The organism is uncultured Streptococcus sp. (assembly GCF_901875575.1).
In the GTDB taxonomy this organism is placed as follows: domain Bacteria; phylum Bacillota; class Bacilli; order Lactobacillales; family Streptococcaceae; genus Streptococcus.
Genome location: NZ_CABFMF010000066.1, coordinates 1 through 21,613, shown reverse-complemented (window position 1 = coordinate 21,613; position 21,613 = coordinate 1). Strand labels below are relative to the sequence as shown.

General features: G+C 39.4%; 16 protein-coding genes. 1 reads left to right on the top strand and 15 read right to left on the bottom strand.

Features of this window, described 5'->3' with window-relative positions:
- Positions 1-12: 12 nt before the first annotated feature.
- Positions 13-987: a DUF1002 domain-containing protein gene (locus QZ114_RS08645; protein WP_295502300.1), complete on the bottom strand. Its 975-nt coding sequence runs from the start codon at positions 985-987 to the stop codon at positions 13-15.
- Between the two features lie 384 nt (positions 988-1,371).
- Positions 1,372-2,676 carry a surface-displayed alpha-enolase gene (gene eno, locus QZ114_RS08640; protein ID WP_000022813.1) on the bottom strand — a complete coding sequence of 435 codons (1,305 nt, stop codon included), beginning with the start codon at positions 2,674-2,676 and terminating at the stop codon, positions 1,372-1,374.
- A 163-nt stretch (positions 2,677-2,839) separates the two neighbouring features.
- Here eno and QZ114_RS08635 point away from each other — a divergent pair, with 163 nt between their 5' ends.
- Positions 2,840-3,286, top strand: coding sequence for a DUF1694 domain-containing protein (locus QZ114_RS08635; protein WP_295502293.1), 447 nt, complete (start codon positions 2,840-2,842; stop codon positions 3,284-3,286).
- Here the strand turns inward: QZ114_RS08635 and QZ114_RS08630 are convergent.
- The 13 genes from QZ114_RS08630 to QZ114_RS08570 all read right to left on the bottom strand — a co-directional run.
- Complete coding sequence (locus tag QZ114_RS08630; RefSeq protein ID WP_295502289.1) at positions 3,283-4,398, bottom strand: glycerate kinase; 1,116 nt, start codon at positions 4,396-4,398, stop codon at positions 3,283-3,285. The two genes, QZ114_RS08635 and QZ114_RS08630, sit on opposite strands and share 4 nt — an antisense overlap.
- 8 nt (positions 4,399-4,406) lie before the next feature.
- Positions 4,407-5,051 (bottom strand): phosphoserine phosphatase SerB, encoded by a 645-nt coding sequence (serB, locus tag QZ114_RS08625; protein WP_295502282.1) that lies wholly within the window; start codon positions 5,049-5,051, stop codon positions 4,407-4,409.
- Positions 5,052-5,109: 58 nt separating this feature from the next.
- On the bottom strand, positions 5,110-6,543 hold the full coding sequence (gene glgA, locus QZ114_RS08620) for a glycogen synthase GlgA (RefSeq protein ID WP_295502276.1): 1,434 nt from the start codon (positions 6,541-6,543) through the stop codon (positions 5,110-5,112).
- Entirely contained in the window at positions 6,540-7,679 is a 1,140-nt protein-coding gene (gene glgD / locus QZ114_RS08615; RefSeq protein ID WP_295502270.1) for a glucose-1-phosphate adenylyltransferase subunit GlgD, read from the bottom strand. Before glgD ends, glgA begins: the two co-directional genes overlap by 4 nt.
- On the bottom strand, positions 7,669-8,811 hold the full coding sequence (locus QZ114_RS08610; RefSeq protein ID WP_295502264.1) for a glucose-1-phosphate adenylyltransferase: 1,143 nt from the start codon (positions 8,809-8,811) through the stop codon (positions 7,669-7,671). Before QZ114_RS08610 ends, glgD begins: the two co-directional genes overlap by 11 nt.
- The gene (glgB, locus tag QZ114_RS08605) at positions 8,801-10,729 is read right to left on the bottom strand and encodes a 1,4-alpha-glucan branching protein GlgB (protein ID WP_295502258.1); all 1,929 of its coding nucleotides are present in this window, start codon (positions 10,727-10,729) and stop codon (positions 8,801-8,803) included. Before glgB ends, QZ114_RS08610 begins: the two co-directional genes overlap by 11 nt.
- Before the next feature lie 319 nt (positions 10,730-11,048).
- The gene (pulA, locus tag QZ114_RS08600) at positions 11,049-13,328 is read right to left on the bottom strand and encodes a type I pullulanase (protein ID WP_295502405.1); all 2,280 of its coding nucleotides are present in this window, start codon (positions 13,326-13,328) and stop codon (positions 11,049-11,051) included.
- A 66-nt stretch (positions 13,329-13,394) separates the two neighbouring features.
- On the bottom strand, positions 13,395-15,353 hold the full coding sequence (gene ligA, locus QZ114_RS08595; RefSeq protein ID WP_295502252.1) for an NAD-dependent DNA ligase LigA: 1,959 nt from the start codon (positions 15,351-15,353) through the stop codon (positions 13,395-13,397).
- Positions 15,354-15,444: 91 nt separating this feature from the next.
- Positions 15,445-16,623, bottom strand: a complete 1,179-nt coding sequence (locus QZ114_RS08590) for an MFS transporter (protein WP_295502244.1) — start codon at positions 16,621-16,623, stop codon at positions 15,445-15,447.
- Between the two features lie 79 nt (positions 16,624-16,702).
- Positions 16,703-17,566 (bottom strand): MutR family transcriptional regulator, encoded by an 864-nt coding sequence (locus QZ114_RS08585; protein WP_295502229.1) that lies wholly within the window; start codon positions 17,564-17,566, stop codon positions 16,703-16,705.
- Position 17,567: 1 nt separating this feature from the next.
- A complete protein-coding gene (locus tag QZ114_RS08580; RefSeq protein ID WP_295502222.1) occupies positions 17,568-19,469 on the bottom strand; it encodes an ABC-F family ATP-binding cassette domain-containing protein in 1,902 nt (633 codons plus the stop codon).
- Positions 19,470-19,630: 161 nt separating this feature from the next.
- Positions 19,631-20,566: an Rpn family recombination-promoting nuclease/putative transposase gene (locus QZ114_RS08575; protein WP_295502216.1), complete on the bottom strand. Its 936-nt coding sequence runs from the start codon at positions 20,564-20,566 to the stop codon at positions 19,631-19,633.
- A 402-nt stretch (positions 20,567-20,968) separates the two neighbouring features.
- A partial coding sequence (locus QZ114_RS08570; protein WP_295502209.1) for an LPXTG cell wall anchor domain-containing protein occupies positions 20,969-21,613 on the bottom strand: 645 nt, incomplete at its 5' end.

Below are 21,613 nucleotides of genomic sequence, written 5' to 3'. Positions count from 1 at the left end.
CCATGAAATTTCTTAAGAACCAAAACTCTTAAAGAAGTTGACAATGGTTTGCCAGAGGGAGCTTAAGAAATTGCCGCCGTCCTCTAGCGCCTTATCAGCATCAAAGTTAAGGTTGATATTTTTAAAACTGTCGCCAGCTTGTGAAACAATGCTTTGTTTAAGGTCATTCAGGGTTTTAGTGAAGTCTGTATTACTAAGAATATCACTTTTTGATAGATTCAAAGCAAAATTGATGATGATATTGATTTGGTTTCCTGTTATAACCTGATCAAGTTTGTAATTTTTCAAGGTATCTTCAACAATTTTACGGACATCTTCTTCTGTCAGAGCTCCCTTAGATTCTTTAGCTTTAGCAAGGCCTGACTTGATATCAGCTAGTGCAACGTTTAGTTTATTAGCATCAAAACCAGTCTTATCCTTGTTTTCAGCATTAATATCTGATAAAGCTTTGAGCTCTTCTTGCGCCAGGTCTTTATTAGCTTGTGGTACCTTTGCACCATTAGCTTCTAAAGAGTAGTAAATCCCAGCAAGAGCGCTCTCACCTGTTACTGGAATTGGAGCTGCAACTGTAATTTTAGCATGCTCTACACCTAAGGTAACAGCTGCATTTCGATACATATCCTGAGTCACTTTTGTAATATTTTCAGGAGTCTCGATCTTAACCTCTAGTGGCGATTTGTCACCAAGCTTTTGAATCTTGGCTGATGAAAATAGTTGAAGGCTTAAATCATTAGCTACATTCATAATTTTCGAATAGATATTAGGCGTCATTGTTTTGAGCTCTTTTGTATCTGTAGAAGAATTATAGCCAAGTTTTTTCAAGGTTTGATTTTTCTGTTCTTCATTTAGGGAAGAACCAAGAACGTATTCTGGTTGAACATAGGTTTCATCAATTACTTTTTGAACATCAGTTGCTGCATGGACACTAGATATGGCTGTAAAAGCCAACAAAACTGCAGCACTTGTCAGAAAGATTTTCTTTCTCATGGGGGATACCCTCCTTTACATATCTAGAGTAATATAAGTAACTTAAAGAAAACTTATAATTAACTTTCATTCTAAAATGCGGTTGTATAAACTTGTTTCAGAAGAATTTTGGGGTTAGAATTCATACTGTTTCCTCAATTTAATTGCTTAGAGTAAACTACTTTCATTGACTTTTCTATTTTAGCTATCAAAAATAGATATTTTTAAAACCTATAAGTTCATTTTAAACTAGTCTCCCAAATAGATAATACTTATGCCCCTTTTATGCCCCCTGAACACAAAAATAGCCCTTCGGATAAAATCCGAGGGGCTAGAAACGTTGTTAAATCAACGGCCGAACTTTTGAATTTCAAGGTTCGGGATAAAATAGTTCACTGAACTATTTTATTTTTTCAAGTTGTAGAATGATTTCAATCCACGGTATTCAGCTACTTCACCAAGTTGGTCTTCGATGCGAAGCAATTGGTTGTATTTAGCGATACGGTCTGTACGTGAAAGTGAACCAGTCTTGATTTGTCCTGCGTTAGTTGCAACTGCGATATCAGCAATTGTTGAATCTTCAGTTTCACCTGAACGGTGTGATACAACGGCAGTGTAACCAGCTTCTTTAGCCATTTCGATAGCTTCGAAAGTTTCAGTAAGAGTACCGATTTGGTTAACTTTGATAAGGATTGAGTTAGCAGCACCTTCTTGGATACCACGTGCAAGGTAGTCAGTGTTTGTTACGAAGAAGTCGTCACCAACCAATTGAACTTTCTTACCAAGACGTTCAGTAAGAGCTTTCCATCCATCCCAGTCGTTTTCATCCATACCATCTTCGATAGTGATGATTGGGTATTTGTTAACCAATTCTTCAAGGTAGTCGATTTGTTCTGCAGATGTACGAACAGCAGCGCCTTCACCTTCAAATTTAGTGTAGTCGTAAACTTTACGTTCTTTATCGTAGAATTCTGATGAAGCACAGTCAAATCCGATAAATACGTCTTTACCTGGAACATATCCAGCAGCTTCAATCGCAGCAAGGATAGTTTCAACACCATCTTCAGTTCCTTCGAAACGAGGAGCGAATCCACCTTCGTCACCTACGGCAGTTTCCAAACCACGAGATTTAAGGATTTTCTTAAGAGCGTGGAAGATTTCAGCACCGTAACGAAGAGCTTCTTTAAATGTTGGTGCACCAACTGGCAAGATCATGAACTCTTGGAATGCAATTGGAGCGTCAGAGTGAGAACCACCGTTGATGATGTTCATCATTGGAGTTGGAAGAACTTTAGTGTTGAATCCACCAAGGTAGCTGTAAAGTGGGATTTCAAGGTAGTCAGCAGCAGCACGAGCTACAGCAATAGACACACCAAGGATTGCGTTCGCACCCAATTTACCTTTGTTAGGAGTACCGTCAAGAGCAATCATAGCACGGTCGATAGCTTGTTGATCACGTACATCGTAGCCGATAATAGCTTCAGCAATGATGTTGTTTACGTTGTCAACAGCTTTTTGTGTACCAAGACCACCGTAACGAGATTTGTCACCGTCGCGAAGTTCAACTGCTTCGTGTTCACCAGTAGAAGCTCCTGATGGAACCATACCACGTCCGAAAGCACCTGATTCAGTATAAACTTCTACTTCAAGTGTTGGGTTACCGCGTGAGTCTAGGACTTCGCGAGCGTAAACATCAGTAATAATTGACATTTTTTACTCTCCTTTGAGTTAAATTATTTTACACCTCTATGATACCTTAAAAATAAGCGTTTTTCAAGAAAAAACGTTATCTTTGTGCAAATTTTCCTTAACTTTATAAAGTAATCGCTTTCTTATTTGTCTTTTCTAGTTGCTTTTATGATATACTATTTTCATGACAGATTTATCAAAACAACTACTAGAAAAAGCTCAGGGTGGAGCTAAGTTAAACCCCGATGAACAACGTCGGTATCTTGGAACATTTGAAGAAAGAGTTCTTGGTTTTGCTGATATGGAGACAGCCAATAGCCCAGAATTACAAAAAGATTTTCTTTCTGTTTTAGAAAACTTTCAAGAGCAAGAGCAGCCTCTTTTTCTAAAAATTAATCCTAAAATAGAATTTGACAAACAAGTTTTTTATCTGAAACAAGCTAAGGAAGCAGATTGTCAGGCGACTATAGTATCTGATGATCTCACTTCTTCTCCTTTTGGGCTGATTTTCCATACTGATCATGTTAGTCAAATTAATGAAAAAGATATAAAGATTGCATTTTCAAATCTCTGGGAAAGTAAAAAAGAAGAGTCAGCAAAAAAATCTATCTGGAAAAAATGGTTTGGTTAAATTTTTCCAAGGTTCAACAAGCGACCTATATTTGCAGCAGTGTTCTCTATATACCGACTTGCATTGTTTAAACTATCTTCAAGTGGTTCGCTTTTCTCTAATATTGAAAAAGCCGCTAAGATATTTTCAAATGCTAGGGGAGGGAAATCCTCTGATAGACTGCCACAAATAGCAATAACAGGAACTCCGGCAGGGGTTCTTTTTGCTACACCAATCGGTGCCTTTCCTACCAAACTTTGACAATCCAGCCTGCCTTCTCCTACGATGACTAAGTCTGCATCTGCCACTTTTTTATCAAAGTCTATCAAATCCAAGCAAGTGTCAATTCCAGAAACGATACGAGCTTGAGCAAAAGTACATAGACCTGCAGCAATACCTCCACCAGCTCCTGCTCCTTGAAGTTTAAGTGTCATAGGAGCATTTTTCTCATAAAAACTCTGAATTGCTAAATCGACGGGTTCAAACAAATGATGCTCAAGCCCCTTCTGTTTTCCAAATGTGTAAGTTGCACCCTCATGTCCACATAAAGGACTTTTCACATCAGCTAGGATACGAATCTCAACATCATCAGGTATTTTAAAAGCTATTTCATTTGATACAGAGTCTAAGACCAGTAATGTTTCCCCTGTTCCTGATAATTCCATTCCGTTCTTATCATAGAACTGATAACCCAAACCAGCAGCAATTCCAATTCCACCATCATTACTGGCCGTGCCACCAACGCCGATATAGATATCTTTAATCCCTTGAGCAATGAGATGACGAATCAACTCTCCAATACCACAAGTTTGGATTTTCAGTGGATTTCGTTTCTCTAGCGGAATCTTTCCAAGGCCAACTAAATCAGCAACTTCAAATAGTGCCAGTCCCCCTTTTTGAAAATAGCTCATGGCTTCTTTTTGGCCAAAAGGGCCTGTCACTTGGATCCATTTTTCTTCTAGGTCAAGAGAATGTCGGATAGCATCTACAGTACCTTCTCCCCCATCACCAACAGGGCAGAGGAGACAGTCTACATCTGCTATCGATTGTTGGAAGCCTCTTTTTATTGATTCAGCCACCTCTTCAGCGCTCAAGCTTTCCTTAAATGAATCTGGTGCAATTACAATCTTCATATTTTCCCTCATTCTAAACAGTCAATCAAAGGAAGAACTTCTAAAAAATCTCTCTTGTCAATATGATGTGGTATTTCTTTTTTCAGCACATCTTTTGCACAAAAGGCGATTCCCAGTCCTGATGACTTCAACATTAATAGGTCATTGGCCCCATCACCGATTGCAACTGTTCTTTCTCTAGGAAGTTTGAGTTCCTTTCTCCATTGTTCTAGAGTCTCTTTTTTAACCTCAGGACTTATAATTTGTCCAACTAATTTTCCTGTTAGAAGACCATCTTTGACTTCAAGTTGGTTGGCAGAAAAATAGGCGATTCCAAGTGATTTTGCTAATCTCTCAACTATTGGTGTAAATCCACCAGACACCAGACCAACTAGGATGCCATTCTTTTGGAGAATAGAAATGAATTCCTGGACATTTGGTGATAGATGAATAGAACTGAAGACTGTATCAAAGACCGAAATAGGACGGCCTTCCAATAAGGAAACTCTGTCTCTTAAACTGCTTTCAAAGTCCAACTCTCCTCGCATTGCCCGACTTGTAATCTGCGAAATTTCCTCCTCACGACCTGCCTCTCTTCCCAAAAGATCAATCACTTCTTCTAGGATTAATGTTCCATCAACATCCATAACACACAATCCTTTTACTTGAGACATCACTCCTCCTATCTAAACAGCCTAAAAATCGTATGAAGTCATCATACGATTTTATCTATTAATTAACTAAACTATGGTACAAGTCAAGGTATGACCTGCAGGCTGTATCCCATGAGAAATCACACTCCATAGCTTGTTTTTGTAAGTTTCTCCAAACGTCAGGATGATTTCTATACAAGTCCAAAGCTGTTTGGAAAGTCCAATTCAACCAATATGGTGACAAATTGTCAAAACTAAATCCTGTACCAGAACCTTCAATTGGATTAAAGGCTTGAACGGTATCTCGCAAACCTCCAACTTCATGTACCAACGGTAAGGTTCCATAACGCATGGCCATCATTTGAGATAAACCACATGGTTCAAAACGACTTGGCATGAGGAAAAGATCACTCGCTGCATAAATTTCTTGAGCTAGCTTGACATCAAAGGTAATATTGGCAGATAGTTTTTCTGGATAAACTTGTGCAAACCAAGAAAATGCTTGTTCAAATGCTGGATCCCCAGTTCCCAAAAGAACAATTTGCACATCTTCTTGCAGGAATCGATGCAAGCTCTCAACAACGATGTCAAATCCTTTTTGACGTGTTAAACGAGAAACAATTCCAACTAAAGGAACATCTGCTCGAACTGGCAAGCCAACTCTTTCTTGCAATTTTGCCTTATTTTGAGCTTTTCCAGATAAGTCTTCTTTGTCAAAATGATAGTCTAAAAGTGCATCTGTCTCCGGATTATAAATATCTGTATCGATACCATTTACGATACCAGATACTTTACCGGATTCCATACGAAGAATTTGATCCAAACCACAGCCAAATTGACTTGTCATAATTTCATGAGCATAGCTAGGGGAAACGGTTGTTACACGGTCTGCGTATAGGATTCCTGCCTTCATCCAGTTGAGACAATCTTTCCAACGAAGAGTCCCATCAGCATAACGTTCAAAGCCAACTCCAAATAGATCCCAAAGCATTCCTTCAGAAAACTGACCTTGGAACTCCAAGTTATGAATGGTTAAAACAGTTTTAATACCACGGTAAGCTTGAATCCAATTGTACTTTTCCTTTAACAAGAAAGGAATCATAGCTGTATGGTAGTCATGAACATGAAGAAGGTCAGGGATAAAGTCAATCCTTTCCATAGCCTCAATGGCAGCAAGTTGGAAGAAAGCAAAGCGTTCTCCGTCATCAAAATCACCGTAAACATGACCACGGAAGAAATAATACTGGTTGTCAATAAAGTAGAAGGTTACACCGTTTAAAACTGCTTTCTTAATTCCACAGTACTGGCTTCTCCACCCAACTCTGACCTCAAAATGGAGAACATCTTCAATCTGATCTCCAAACTTAGCTTCTACCATGTCATAGTAGGGTAGAAAAACTGCAACTTCGTGACCTGCTTTAACTAGTGATTTAGGGAGAGCACCAATGACGTCTCCCAGACCACCTGTTTTTGAAAAGGGTGCACCCTCTGCTGCTACAAATAAAATTTTCATGAATGAATATCCTCTGTTACTTTAGCACCTTTCTTAACGACGACTGGATGTTCTGCAGTTCCACGGATCACAACTCCATCCGCAACTTCAACACCCTTGTCCAAGATAGCATATTCTACCTGAGCACCTTCTCCAATAACAACACGAGGGAATAAGATACTATCTTTAACCAAGCTATCCTTGTGAATATGAATATTACGTGATAGAACAGAATTAGCCACTTGACCTTCAATGATACTACCAGAAGCAAACTGAGAAGTGCTTACCTTAGATGTATTAGCGTAGTAAGTTGGTTCTTCATTCTTAACCTTTGTATAAATCTTTTGGTTTGGTGAGAAAAGAGAGTAGAATTTTTGCGATTCAAGCATATCTTTGTTAGCTTGGTAATAAGACTCTACAGAGTGAATATTTGCAAGGTAGCCTGTGTACTCGTAAGCAAAAGCCCCTTCTTTTGCAGCTAAATCACGTAAAACATAGCGCAATTTCTCTGGATGTTCTTTCTTAGATTCTTCTTCTAAGCGCTCAATCAACCAAGGTGTATCAACAACAAAAATATCTGTAGACATATTGAATATTTCTTCTGTTGATTTTCTATCAAATAGTTTATGAGAACGAACATGGTCTGTTTCATCTACTTCCAAGATTGCGTTCACTTCTGAGATATCTTTCTTAGGAAGTTTCTTATAAACAACTGTAATAGGCCCCTTCGTTGTATTGTGAAGGTGGAACACTTGGTTCAAATCAATATTAATTAGGACATCACAGTTGAGTGATACTGTTTGGTTTGACCCAGAACGTTTTAGATAAGTAAGAAGCTGTTGGTAATATTCTTTTCCTACTGTGCTACTCTCAACGCGTGTATTATAAATTCCTAGATAATAGTGACTAAGAAGAGTTGACAAGCCCCACTCACGCCCTGAACGGATATGGTCAAAAACAGAACTAATATTATCCTGCTGAAAAATACCAAAAACACTGCGAACACCAGCATTGGCAAGACTTGAGAGCGGGAAGTCAATCAAACGATATTTACCGCCAAATGGCAAACTAGCTACTGGACGGTGGTCTGTCAATGTTGACATATCATGAAAACCAACTGTGTTTCCTAAAATGGCAGAATATTTATCAATCTTCATCTGTTGCTACCCCCACTACTTCATTATATCCTACAACTTGTACTTCTTCTGTTCCATCAATTTCGACACCATCAGAAATAACTGCACCTTCACCAATAATAGCACGTTTGATTTTAGCTCCGTGTCCAATAATGGCTCCACTCATGATAACTGAATCTACTACTTCTGCTCCTTCGCGAACTTGCGCACCTGTTGAAAGGATAGAGTGTTTAACCGTTCCATCAACAAAACATCCGTCTACAACCAAGGAATCTTCCACATGAGCATTTGCCCCAAGGAAGTTTGGTGGTGAAATTAAGTTTCTTGAGTAAATCTTCCATTGACGATTACGGCTATCCAAGGCATTTTCTGGAGAAATGTATTCCATGTTGGCTTCCCAAAGTGACTCAATCGTACCCACGTCTTTCCAATAACCATTAAATTCGTAGGCATAGACACTTTCACCTGACTCAAGGTAATTTGGAATGACGTTCTTACCGAAGTCTGACATATCGACATTGCTCTTTTCAGCAGCGACTAACATATTGCGGAGACGTTGCCAATCAAAGATGTAAATCCCCATAGAGGCTTTGATAGATTTTGGTTGGGCTGGTTTCTCTTCAAATTCTACAATACGATTATTAGCATCTGTATTCATGATACCAAAACGACTGGCTTCTTTAAGAGGAACATCAAGAACTGCTACTGTCAAACTAGCATTATTATCCTTGTGAGATTGGAGCATAGCATCATAGTCCATTTTGTAGATGTGGTCCCCAGACAGAATCAAGACATACTCAGGGTTGACACTATCGATATAGTCGATATTTTGATAAATAGCGTGACTAGTTCCTTCAAACCAACGATTTCCTTCACTTGCGGAATAAGGTTGGAGGATAGAGACACCAGAATTAATACCATCTAGACCCCAACTTGAACCATTTCCAATATGATTGTTAAGAGCAAGTGGTTGATACTGTGTGATGACTCCAACATTGTTAATGCCTGAGTTGGCACAGTTTGAAAGAGCAAAGTCAATGATACGGTAGCGCCCACCAAATTGTACAGCTGGTTTAGCAATGCTTTGAGTGAGTTTCCCAAGACGAGTTCCTTGCCCACCAGCAAGAATCAAAGCTAACATTTCATTCTTCATTTTCTACTCCTTTATGTTTTTGATTTTTAATAGTTTTAACAGTTTTCAAGCGACGCTTGATTTTCCAAATACTTGCCCCCATTGCTGGTAAGGTAAAGGTCAAGGTCTGCTCATAATCCTTCCATAGTCCTTCTTGCGTTTGAACAGTTTGATTGTGTTCTTTCCAGACACCGCCCCACTCTTCTAACTCAGTATTCCACACTTCTTCGTAAATACCAGCAACAGGTAGACCAATGGTAAAATCTTGTCTTTCAACAGGTGCCATATTAAAGACACAGACTAACATATCGCCCTTTTTACCCTTACGAATGAAGGACAGAACACTCTGGTCTCTATTATCTGCATCGATGATTTCTATACCATCATAGCTGGTATCGATTTCCCACAGACAGCGATGGTCTTTGTAAAACTGGTTTAACTGAGAAGTGAAATACTTCATCTTCGCATTCATTGGGTCCTCTAGGTTAGACCATTCCAACTGTTCTTCAGATTTCCACTCTAGAAATTGACCGTATTCGCTACCCATGAAAAGCAATTTCTTACCCGGGTGACAAATTTGGTAAGTGTAGAGATTGCGCAAGCCAGCAAATTGATTGTAACGATCTCCCCACATCTTGTGCATCATACTCTTCTTACCATGAACCACTTCATCGTGCGAGAATGGTAAGAGATAATTCTCCTTGAAGACATACATAAAGCTGAAAGTCACCAGGTTAAAGTCGTATTTACGATAGATCGGATCTTCTTCGTAGAATCGGAGGATATCATTCATCCAACCCATGTTCCATTTGTAATCAAAACCAAGACCGTCTGAATCCTTGGTGTCAGTAATCTGAGTAGCTGATGAACTTTCCTCAGCTATCATCATAACATCTGGATGAACAAGTTTAATCACATCATTCAAGCGTTTTAGGAAATAATATCCTTCATAGTTTAGATTGCCACCATCTTTATTGGGTGTCCAGGGAGCATCATCGTAGTCAAGATAGAGAATGTTGCTCACTGCATCCACGCGGATACCGTCCAAATGGTAAAAGTCAATCCAAAACTTAATACTAGAAATCAAGAAAGACTGGACTTCATTTTTTCCAAGGTCAAAATTGAGAGCTCCCCAACCGTAGTTATGAGCCTTATTATGGTCTTGGTATTCGAAAGTTGGTGTACCATCATAATATGCTAAGGCATCATCATTAATAGTAAAGTGTCCAGGAACCCAATCTACAATAACTCCGATATTATTTAAATGGCATTCCTCAACAAAATCTTGAAATTCTTCAGGACTTCCATAAGTATGCTCTAAAGCAAAGTAACCCATTAGCTGATAACCCCAACTCAAACCAAGTGGGTGGGACATTAAAGGCATGAATTCTATGTGTGTATAATTCATATCAACTAAATAAGGAATCAGTTCGTCTTTTAGTTGACTGAAACGATAAGGACTTCCGTCAGGATTTCTCTTCCAAGATCCAGCGTGAACTTCGTAGATATTAATAGGACGTTGTGCAAACCCATTTCGTTTTCTACGGGCCAACCAAAGGCCATCCTTCCATTTCTTTTCAGGAATATCTGTTAAAATAGCTCCAGTACCAGGTCGTGCCTCATACCGTACAGCCAAAGGATCAATCTTCATAAGCTGATGACCATTTGCACGTGTGATATGGTACTTGTAAATTTGGCCTTCTTGAGCAAGACTTGTAAAGACTTCCCAAACTCCAAATTCATTCCGTTCCATCGGAATTTGATTTTCAACCCAATTGGTGAAATCCCCTACCAAGTGAACTGCCTGAGCATTGGGTGCCCAAACTCGGAAAGTATAGCCAGACTCACCATCTTTTTCTTCCCTATGCGCTCCCAGATAATGCTGGAGGTGAAAATTCTCACCTGTCATAAAAGTTTCTAAAGCTTTTTTCTTATCCATACACCCTCCTATTTCTGTAAGCGTTTTCTATAAATTTATTATACTACCTTTTTATGGAAGATTCAAGTGTATTACTAAGAAAGATTAAAATTATTTTGAAAGTCTTCAATAAATTAACTTATTTCTTCACTTGTAAATCAAGTATTTTTCAGAAACACTTTGAAAACGAAATGTTTTTTTACAATACTACCATAAAGTTCGTTATTTTACTAACAAAAATTTAATTTCTAATAAAAAAATAAACCAGGAAATGAATTTCCTGATTTTATGGTTTTTAACAGATAAGGTACTGCAAATGAATTTAAATTGTAAATCTATTCTACAAAACTTTAAAGACACTAACACTTATGTCACCAAGTATATCTTCTTCAAGGGAAGTTGTATTTGTAACAAGTAGCTGCAAACTGCCCGCATTTTCAAAACGTTGAGGTTTGCCTTTAGCATTGAATACGACTAGTAAATGCTCTTTTCCATGAACTTCATATACAATCCAACCACTGTGTTCATTCGCCGAATGGACAAAGACATGATGATAGATTTCTTCATAAGTAGGATAAGAAAAGGCATCTGTTTGAGTTTTTAACTGAATAACTTTACGAACAAAGTCTATACTATTTTGGCGTTCATTTAGTAAATCCCAATCAACTTGATTGACCTTATCTGGGGCATTGTAGCTATTCATGGCACGTTCTCTATCATCGTGTGTTAATTCCCCATTTGGACCAGTCGCAACAAGTTTAGTACGACCAAATTCTTGACCAATTTCCATAAAGGTCATGCCTTGCATGAGTAAGTTCATAGCTGTTGCGGTCTCTACCTTACGCATGATCTGCTCAGAACTTTGATCCTGATGTAGGGTTGCTAACAAGTCGTGAAGATTGTAGTTATCATGAGCTTCGACATAGTTGAGTACTTGATTTGGACGAATATATGATCCTAATTCACGACTACCAAGGATGGCTTTTGCAAGAATAGGCTCGGTAGCTGCACCACTGACAAAACCAGATTTGATAGAACCATAGACTTCCCCACCCTTAACTGCATCACGCTGATTGTCGTTAAAGAAGCCAATATTTGGCATTTGATAAGCATTGTCTTTCTTGGCCTTATCATAAGGGGCAAGACCAGTACCCATGTCCCAGCCTTCACCATATAAGATGATATTAGGGTCAATTTCATCCAAACTCTGACGAATCATCTGCATGGTTTTAACATCATGAATTCCCATCAAATCAAAACGGAAACCATCGATGTTGTATTCTGTTACCCAGTAAATGAGGGAGTCAATCATATACTTACGGAACATTTCATGTTCACTTGCTGTCTCGTTACCAACACCTGTTCCATTTTGATAAGTACCATCAGGATTCATTCGATAGTAATAATCAGGAACTGTTGTTTGGAAAGGTGCATCCACTACTGAGAAAGTGTGGTTGTAGACAACGTCCATAATGACACCAATTCCTGCTTCATGATAAGCCTGAACCATAGTCTTCAAATCACGAATGACTTGGGCTGGATCGTCAGGATTTGTTGATAAACTTGTTTCCGGTGCATTATAGTTTTGTGGGTCATAACCCCAGTTATAGGTCACATTACCTTCTGAATCATATTCCTTATGACGATCTGCAATTGGTTGCAGTTGCACATAATTATAACCCATACTCTTGATGTAATCAAAGGCTGTCGCTTGTCCATATTGGTTGACAGTCCCTGTTTGGGCAGCACCTAAGAAAGTTCCACGAAGCTTGTCATCAACTCCAGATGTTGGTGATTGGGTTAAATCTCGAATATGCATTTCACAGATAACTGCCTTACAAGGATTTTCTAATCGCCAGCTCGCTTCTTTTCCATGTTTAACTTCAAAGTTTTCTATTTGCTTCTCAGCATGACCAAGGATTGCAGAACGTTTCCCATCAGGACTGGTCGCGATAGTATAAGGGTCACGAGTAAGACTTTGATGATGTGGAAATTGGACCTGATACTGATAAGCCTTACCTCTTAAATCTTCCTCGACATCTAAAGTCCACACTCCAATCGTATTATCCTTGTGATTATATGAATAGCTATTACCTCTCTTCATATCAAATCTTTTCCAAACTGGAGCATCATTTGCAGTAGATTCATACACGACAACTTGTACTTCTGTTGCCGTTGGCGACCAAAGAGCAAAGCTAGCCTTATCGTCCTCTACTTGGCAGCCTAGCTCACCCTGATAACCCCAATGATGGTCAAAACTAGCGCTATTAATAGCTTTATCGAAAGCGAAAGGATTTTGATTTTTATAAGCAGGACTTGCAATAGCAGGATTTTCTGAATAATAAATCCGATCATCTTCCTCTAAAATCCATACTTCTGTCAAAAGTGGATAATAGTTAAAACGGATAGAGTATTCCTTATTTGTTTGACCTGTATGAACCACAAAATTTAGGGTCTCGACAGCTCTATCACTCGAGTGTTCAAAGGTAAATAAGGCGCCGAAATAATCTTCCTTATAGGTTAATAAATCGATTCTCTGATCTTGACTTTTGACAAAAGAACATGTGTCGTATTCACCATTTTTACGATGGTAATGAATACGCATAGGGTAGTTGTACATCATTTTATATCTTATCTTTCTTTTCTTACTTTTTGATTCTATTTTAAAATACTAAATCTCAGTCTTTTACAGACTTTCTAACCAAGCTTCGTCTCGAACTTCGATACCAAGTTCTTGTGCTTTTTGAAGTTTACTTCCAGCATCTGCTCCTGCAACGACGAGGTCGGTCTTTTTAGAAACACTGCCTGTTACTTTGGCACCCAGACTTTCGAGTTTAGTTTTAGCTTCTGAGCGCTTGAGACGTTCCAATTTTCCGGTCAATACCACTGTCAAACCTGACAAGGCTGCATCCGCTACTACAGTCTGTCCTTTATAGTCCAGATTGACCCCAGTTTCTTTCAATTCTCTGAGGAGAATTTCAGAGCCTTCTGTCGCAAAATATGTCTGAAGACTCTTGGCAACCACACCACCCAAACTTTCAATACTAGCCACTTCCTCTGGATCTGCCTGAGCCAGATTTTCAATCGAATGGAAATGTTGGAGTAAGAGCTGACTGGCCTTGCTTCCTACATGGCGAATTCCCAAACCAAACAAGAGTTTCTCGGCAGAATTTTCCTTAGATGCTTGGATAGCCTGATAAAGTTTACTAGCGGACTTTTCCTTAACACCTTCTAAAAGGAGGAAATCTTCTTCTTTCAAACGGTAAATATCTGCCACATCCTTGACTAGATCTGCAGCAAAGAGTTTCTCAACAATAGATGGACCAAGACCTGTAATATTCATAGCATCACGAGAAGCAAAGTGAATCAAACCTTCCATGATTTGAGCAGGACAACGTGGATTGATACAACGGAGAGCCACTTCATCTTCAAAGTGTAGCAAATCAGAGTCACAACTTGGGCAGTTTGTAGGGATATCTAGTTTTTCTTCAGAAACCCGCTTGGACTCTACCACTCGTAAAACAGCAGGTATGATATCACCAGCCTTATAAACGATAACCGTGTCGTCTTTGCGGATATCTTTTTCAGCAATATAATCCACATTGTGCAGAGTTGCACGGCTAACAGTTGTACCAGCAAGCTGAACAGGGGTCAGATTGGCAGTCGGAGTTACCACACCCGTACGGCCAACTGTCCAATCAACTGAGAGTAGTTGAGCTTCTTTTTCTTCAGCTGGGAACTTGTAGGCTACTGCCCACTTTGGAGCCTTAACGGTAAAGCCGAGTTCTTCTTGGCTTGCTAGGTCGTTGACCTTGATCACCACCCCATCGATATCATAAGGCAGATTCTCCCGTTCCTCTCCTACTTCTTGAATAAAATCCCAAATTTCATCTATGCTTTCAGCCAAGATCCGCTTAGGATTGACTACAAAACCGAGCTGTTCTAGGTGCTTCAAAACTTTTTCTTGGCTGTCACGAGTTAAAGGGCTGGCTTCTTGATAGAGGAAGGTAGCAAGATTGCGCTTGGCAACTACTGCTGTATCCAACTGACGTAGGGTGCCTGCCGCTGCATTACGAGGATTGGCAAATTCAGGCTCTCCATTTTCTTGGCGTGCTTGGTTGACCTGGTCAAAAGAAGCGCGTGGCATATAACATTCCCCACGAACGGTGATATCTAGTTCTTCTGGCAAGGTCAAAGGAATATCCTTAACACGTTTAAGATTTTCTGTGATATTTTCACCAATAGAACCATCTCCACGTGTTGCCCCAGCAACCAAAATCCCCTTTTCATAAGTAAGAGAGATAGATAAGCCATCGATTTTCAGCTCACAAATATAGGTTGGATGGATCACTTCCTTACGAACACGCGCATCAAAAGCTTCAAGCTCCTCACGTGAAAAAGCATCCTGCAAACTATAAAGAGGATACTGATGACTGTATTTTTCAAAACCATCTAAAATCTTGCCACCAACACGATGGGTCGGACTATCTGCTAACACTTGAGCTGGATAGGCAGTCTCCAACTCAACCAACTCACGGTAAAGGCGATCATACTCACTATCTGAAACCGAGGGATTATCGCTGGTATAGTACTCAGTCGCATAGCGATTGAGCAAGGCGACTAACTCATTCATTCTTTTATTCATAAGACCATTTTACCATAAACTAAGCCCTCCTCACAAACGAGAAGGACGGAAAAATACTTAGATTGGAATTATTTTTGAAGTCCAAGCAGACTTATGTCTCTTTTTCAAAATGAGTTCGAACATACACGAGGGATAGACAAGACAGAATGACAACCCCGCTTCCAATTATCAGGAAAGAAGAGAGATGCACACTTGGCAGGACTGTCATAAAGCCTTTGGCAATAGGCATAAATAGAATAGCTAAGGTAAAAATTGTGCTTAATACTCTCCCCAAATATTCCCCCTCAACCTTGGTTTGCACCTGAGTAAAAAAGTGAATATTAAAAATCGTCATAAACAATTCACAAACTAAATTTCCAGAAAAGGAAAGAAAATTTGGAAGTGGTAATCCCATCATAAAAACTCCGACACCTGTCAAAGCCAGTAAAATCAAAAGATTATAAACATTAGCTTTAATTTTACTAGCTAGAAGAGCCCCAATGATGGAACCAATAGCCCCCATAGTTAAAATAGTGGCATAGGCTCCTTCTGACCCATAAAGCTGATTCGAAAAGGGGAGGAGAAATTCAAAAGCGGCAAAAAAGAAATTAACGCTGGAAGCTACCAGCAAAAGGAAGAAAATTTCTTGCTGATGCCAGATATAGTGTAACCCATCCTTGATATCTACAAAAATATCTCTCCCAGTAAAAGCCTTTTTCTCTTGAACTTTTGCTTCCTCTTTTGGAAGGAAAGCCACTAGAACAAAAGCAATGAAAAAAGTCAGCGAGTCTAGCAGTAGCGTCATATGGAGACTTGCAAATTGTAAAACAAGGAAGGAAAGAACAGGAGAGCTAACACCTACAACCTGCAAAACCAGCTCTAAGCGAGAATTATAGATCACAATCTCATCTTTCTCCACCACTTCAGTTATGATAGCTTTATTGGCTGTACGAGAAAAGGCGGAAGCAATAGCCTGCACAATGTTGGCAACAATCAAAGCCCCAATCATCCAGCTATCATTCCTTATGAAAGAAATAGCCAGACAAAGAATCCCACAAACAAGATCCGTCGCCATTAAAATCCTACGACGAGAAAAACGGTCTGAAACGACTCCGCCAAAGGGGTTGACGAGAATAGATGTGACGAGTTCAGAAATCTGATACATTCCTAAAACTGTCTGACCGATAGTCCCCATGGACGCCAACCAGACACTATTTCCATAATCATAGAGCATATTCCCTATTCTGTTAATAGCTCCACGACTAATCAACTGTACTGCATAGCGATTCATATAAAAACTCCTCTCAAATTTTGAAACTATTGTATCAAAACCGAAAGGAGCTTTTTATTTTTTCCCTTATTTGGGAAAATTAATCTTTGACAAATTTTTCGTAGTGTTCCTGATAGTAGGCTACTTGCTCTGGGAGACCTAGCACATCAAAAATATGCATGGCCTCTTGCATTTTGCTACAACCTTCTTTACACTGTCCTTTTTGATATAAGGCAAAGCCTTTTAAATAATGAAAAACATTACGCTCATAAAGCTTGATCCCTTTTCCAATAATCTTCTCTGTATAAGTCTCAAAATAGCTTGCATTGTCAAAAGAAAGATGCTCTAAACAATGCTGGTAACAATTGAGAGCCAAAATCAACACCAATCTCTTATGGCGACCAATCTCTTGGTAAAATTCTTCCCTCTCCATAACTTCTCTACCAATCCGAGTGACATAGTCCACATCGTAGAAACTATAGAGATTCCCGAAAAGAATCAATTCATACATGGTCCATTCTTCTGTTTTGAAGAGATAATCTGCTACCTTATCCAAATCATCCTGCTTCATCTCATAAGTCGCATCTCTTTGACAAATCAGACCTTGCAACAAAATCCAGTTCAGCTCAAAATAGAGGGGATTCGTCGAACTCTTAGCCTTTTCAAGTTGTTCCCTTTGAAGCTTTTGAAAACCTGCAATATCATTTGAGTAGTAAAGAGGTACAATTTGTCCCATCATTGCAACATGTTCATGATTATGAAAATTCCTTGCCTTATCCATGAAATTTTCGATTGTGACATGAATATTATCCAAAATCTCAAAAAAACGTGAGACTGCTAGTTCAGACTCTCCAAGCTCAAAGCGAGATAACTGAGAGGTGGAGCAGGACTCGCCTGCAGCCTCCTTTAAAGAATAATTTCCACTTGTCCGAAATTCACGAAATACTTTTCCAAGATGTTCCATTTTACACCTGCTCTGATAATTCTTCCCATTCAAGCATAGCTTCTTCCTGACGATGGCTGATTTTGTCCAGTTCAGCCTGCAATTCCATGAGTTTACCTGCATCGTTGGTTTCCAACATTTGTTCAGAAATGGCTTGACTTTGACTTTCTAGCTCTTCAATTTCAGCTTCTAGACTTTCGATTTGCCGCATGAGTTTGCGAACTTCTTTTTGACTTTCTTTCTGAGCCTGGTAGTCATTGACTGGACTTGCTTCCTTTGCTTGATTTCTAGTTGAAGCTTCTTCTGTCGGACTGACTTCCATTTCAGCCTTTTTATCGACATAATAGTCGTAATCTCCCAAGTAGAGAGTCGAACCATTCTCAGACAATTCTAGAACATGGGTGGCTACACGATTGATAAAATAACGGTCGTGGCTGACGAATAGAAGGGTTCCATCAAAGTCAATCAAGGCATTTTCCAACACTTCCTTGCTATCAATATCCAAGTGGTTGGTCGGCTCGTCAAGGATCAGGAAGTTGTTGTTTTCCATAGACAATTTAGCCAAAAGCAAACGAGCTTTCTCACCACCTGACAGCATGCCGACTGATTTTTTGACATCATCTCCTGAGAAAAGGAAGGCACCAAGACGGTTGCGGATTTCAACTTCAGGTGTCAATTTGAAATCATTCCAGAGTTCATCCAGCACCGTATTACCTGGTGTCAACTTGCTTTGGGTTTGGTCATAGTAACCAACCTCAACATTAGCGCCAAAGTGCTTTTCTCCCTTGATAAACGGAATTTGATCCACTATAGACTTGATAAAGGTTGACTTGCCGATTCCATTTGGACCAACGATGGCAACAGCATTCATCTTACGAAGGTCTAGGCTGATAGGCTCTGACAATACTTCCCCATCATAACCAATAGCCGCATTTTCAACAGTCAAGACAATATTGCCCGACGTTTTCTCAGACTGGAAGGTCATATTGGCTGATTTCTTACCAGCTTCAGGCTTGTCCAAACGCTCCATTTTTTCCAGTTGTTTACGACGAGATTGGGCACGTTTGGTCGTTGAAGCTCGGACTAGATTGCGGTTGACAAAATCTTCCAGAGCAGCAATTTCCTTCTGTTGCTTTTCATAATTTTTGGCTTCAGTTAGAAGTTTTTGCTCTTTCAACTCGACAAAACGAGAGTAGTTGCCCACATAGCGATCCAAGGAATGCTTGGTCAAATCCAGCGTAATCGTCGCAACCTTGTCCAAGAAATAACGGTCGTGGCTGACAATAATAAGGGCACCGCTATAGTTTACCAAGTAATTCTCTAGCCAGGCAATGGTTTCGATATCCAAGTGGTTGGTTGGCTCATCCAATACCAAGAGATTTGGCTTTTCAAGAAGCATTTTAGCAAGTGCCAAGCGAGTATTTTGACCACCCGAAAGCTCAGCAATTTTCATCTGCCACATAGATTCATCAAATTTGAATCCATTCAAAATCGCTCGTATATCAGCTTCATATGTAAAGCCCCCTGCTTGGCGAAAATTCTCAGATAAGCGGTCGTAATCTGACATCAGTTTCTCTAAATCTTCACCAGACTTTTCACCCATCTCCAACTCCATCTGACGAAGTTGTTTCTCGGTTCGACGCAAGTCATCAAAGACATGAAGCATCTCATCGTAGATGGTATTTTCAGACTCAAAACGGCTATCTTGGGCTAGGTAAGACAGAGAAATATCTTTTTTCTTATTGATTTCTCCACTAGTTGGCTCCTCTTCTCCAACCAAAATCTTCAAAAGAGTAGACTTACCTGCACCATTTTTCCCAACAAGGGCAATACGGTCTCTTTCATCAACTTGCAGATTGATATTATCAAAAAGAACCTCTCCTGCAAAAGAACGTTCAATTTTATTAGCTTGTAAAATAATCATACAAGTAGTATAGCATGTTTCCCTAAGGCATTCAAGATAATGGTAAGTATTAACTCAAATATCCTAGAAAAATCGGCTCTGCTTATTCTCAGTATTCAAAAATATTTTGATTAGAAACTCTATTTATTTTGCAAGATAGCTGGTAAAACATTTTTACTCGTTTACAATAGTGCCTCAAACTCAGATACTGACATACCCAACTGCTGACTGGCTATCTCCGAAGTCAGAAGACCTTGACGAACCATGTCTAGGAAGGCAAAGAGTTTTCCACGTTCAAGTCCCTGTTCAATGCCCTCAGCTCGCCCACGTTCAAGACCACGCTCCAGTCCTTGTTCAATACCTTCTGCTCTAGCTGTTTCCAAGGCATAATCATGTGCTAACAAGGCTTGTTCTTCACGCATACGTAATTGACTAAACATTTTCCTGTCCTCCTCGGACCAGCTTTTATAGTCCAGCAGTTGATCTGCCTGGCTGATGGCTCGCTCAGGTTGTTGAGTAAAGGGCTTGTTGCCAAAAAACTCTAACCAGGGCTTGCGAACGCTATCCTTGCTGGTTTCTCTGTATTTTTTTAGTTCTAAGAACGCCATCTTGACCAGATGATTTTCCTGACCATTGTTGATAATGGTTAAAACATCACCTGTCGTGTCCTCGCGCATGCTAAAACTGTGGAAAGCTAGATCATCTTGGAAATAATTACTATCCACAATAGCTATTGCGTAAACAGGTGCGATATGCTTGTAACTCTGGTGGGTATCACCTTCTCGCTGGCGAATTTTTTCTAGGTTTTGATTGACCTGACTGCACAGATAAGCCCACAAACGATTAATGAAAAAATTCTGATGATGAACTTGGATTTCAATAATTACTTGCGTACCATTGTCCAACTCCGCCAAGACATCTATGCTAGTATAGAAATCCTGGGCCGAGTAGGGTAGGGAAGGCAAGACATGAATATTGCTCCCCTCCAAAATGGTTACATTTTTGGCTGGCAAGTCCAGCATATCGCGAATAAATTGACAAGTAATTTCCGGATTGCTAAAGATTTTCTTAGCAACCAAGTCATTAGTTGGGCTGATGCCCGGATGACGTACAGTCATATTTGCTCTCCTTTCATTATAGCACATTTTTTAATCTAATTTACTAGATTTGATGCTTCTATCTATTTATTCGGAAAAAGAGTAGAAACAACAAAAGAAATCTCAAACTTTATAGCAAAATGAAATAAACTATGAACAAATAGGATAGTAAAGTCGAATCAATTTCTAGCAATGTTTTATAAGTTATAATGCTCTATTCTGAATTTAAGATAACATATAATTTAAAGAAACTGGCCCAAAACTCAACTTCCGGAGAAAATGAAGTAAATCTTCCCACAATAAAACGCATAGTATCAAGTTTTTCAATACCTGATACTATGCGTTTTTCTGATTTGAGAGGCTTTTTTCTCAGCCTCTTCTTAATCTTAGCTTTTCTCAACCTGCTACAGTTGATAAAGAGCTTTATTTCTCATCTTCTTCCTTCTTCTTGAAGAATCCTAATCCTAGACCAGCTAACAAGGTCATGATACCAGCACTAGCCAAGCCAGCATTAGCTTCTGTACCTGTGTTTGGCAATTCCTCTCTTCTATTTGTCTCAGAAGTCGGAGTATTTGCTTCTGGAGTGTTTGGAGTTGGAATTTGACTTTCTGGTGTTGGAATAGTCGGATCTTGTGGAGTTGGAATCGGTGTAGTCGGTTTCTGTGGAACAGGATTATTAGGATCTACCGGTGTTATCTTTTCAAATCTATGAATAGTTACACCATCCTTCGTTACAGTTGTAATATATTTGTATCCAGGAATATTTCCTGGTTCATGAGTTCCAGGTTTTTCTGGTTTCAATGGCTTACCATTTTCATCCACCCAGATTGTAATATGATTACTTTCTGGAGTTGGTTTTACCGGTTCTTCCGGACTAGGTGTATTTGGAACTTTTACATACTCAATCGGTGTATCCTTACCAGGTTCTGTTGGTACCGCTGGTGGAATGTATCCTTGTGTTGGATCATTTGGCACTTTCGGTTGTAATGGTGTTTCACCAATCTTCGGTGTGTATCCTGGTACGTATGGTATTACTGGTACATTTGGTGTATTAGGATCCGTTGGATC

Bases quoted from the DNA above. Each gene is read 5' to 3' on its own strand.
- QZ114_RS08645 (WP_295502300.1), bottom strand. From the start codon at position 987: ATGAGAAAGAAAATCTTTCTGACAAGTGCTGCAGTTTTGTTGGCTTTT.
- eno (WP_000022813.1), bottom strand. From the start codon at position 2,676: ATGTCAATTATTACTGATGTTTACGCTCGCGAAGTCCTAGACTCACGC.
- QZ114_RS08635 (WP_295502293.1), top strand. From the start codon at position 2,840: ATGACAGATTTATCAAAACAACTACTAGAAAAAGCTCAGGGTGGAGCT.
- QZ114_RS08630 (WP_295502289.1), bottom strand. From the start codon at position 4,398: ATGAAGATTGTAATTGCACCAGATTCATTTAAGGAAAGCTTGAGCGCT.
- serB (WP_295502282.1), bottom strand. From the start codon at position 5,051: ATGTCTCAAGTAAAAGGATTGTGTGTTATGGATGTTGATGGAACATTA.
- glgA (WP_295502276.1), bottom strand. From the start codon at position 6,543: ATGAAAATTTTATTTGTAGCAGCAGAGGGTGCACCCTTTTCAAAAACA.
- glgD (WP_295502270.1), bottom strand. From the start codon at position 7,679: ATGAAGATTGATAAATATTCTGCCATTTTAGGAAACACAGTTGGTTTT.
- QZ114_RS08610 (WP_295502264.1), bottom strand. From the start codon at position 8,811: ATGAAGAATGAAATGTTAGCTTTGATTCTTGCTGGTGGGCAAGGAACT.
- glgB (WP_295502258.1), bottom strand. From the start codon at position 10,729: ATGGATAAGAAAAAAGCTTTAGAAACTTTTATGACAGGTGAGAATTTT.
- pulA (WP_295502405.1), bottom strand. From the start codon at position 13,328: ATGTACAACTACCCTATGCGTATTCATTACCATCGTAAAAATGGTGAA.
- ligA (WP_295502252.1), bottom strand. From the start codon at position 15,353: ATGAATAAAAGAATGAATGAGTTAGTCGCCTTGCTCAATCGCTATGCG.
- QZ114_RS08590 (WP_295502244.1), bottom strand. From the start codon at position 16,623: ATGAATCGCTATGCAGTACAGTTGATTAGTCGTGGAGCTATTAACAGA.
- QZ114_RS08585 (WP_295502229.1), bottom strand. From the start codon at position 17,566: ATGGAACATCTTGGAAAAGTATTTCGTGAATTTCGGACAAGTGGAAAT.
- QZ114_RS08580 (WP_295502222.1), bottom strand. From the start codon at position 19,469: ATGATTATTTTACAAGCTAATAAAATTGAACGTTCTTTTGCAGGAGAG.
- QZ114_RS08575 (WP_295502216.1), bottom strand. From the start codon at position 20,566: ATGACTGTACGTCATCCGGGCATCAGCCCAACTAATGACTTGGTTGCT.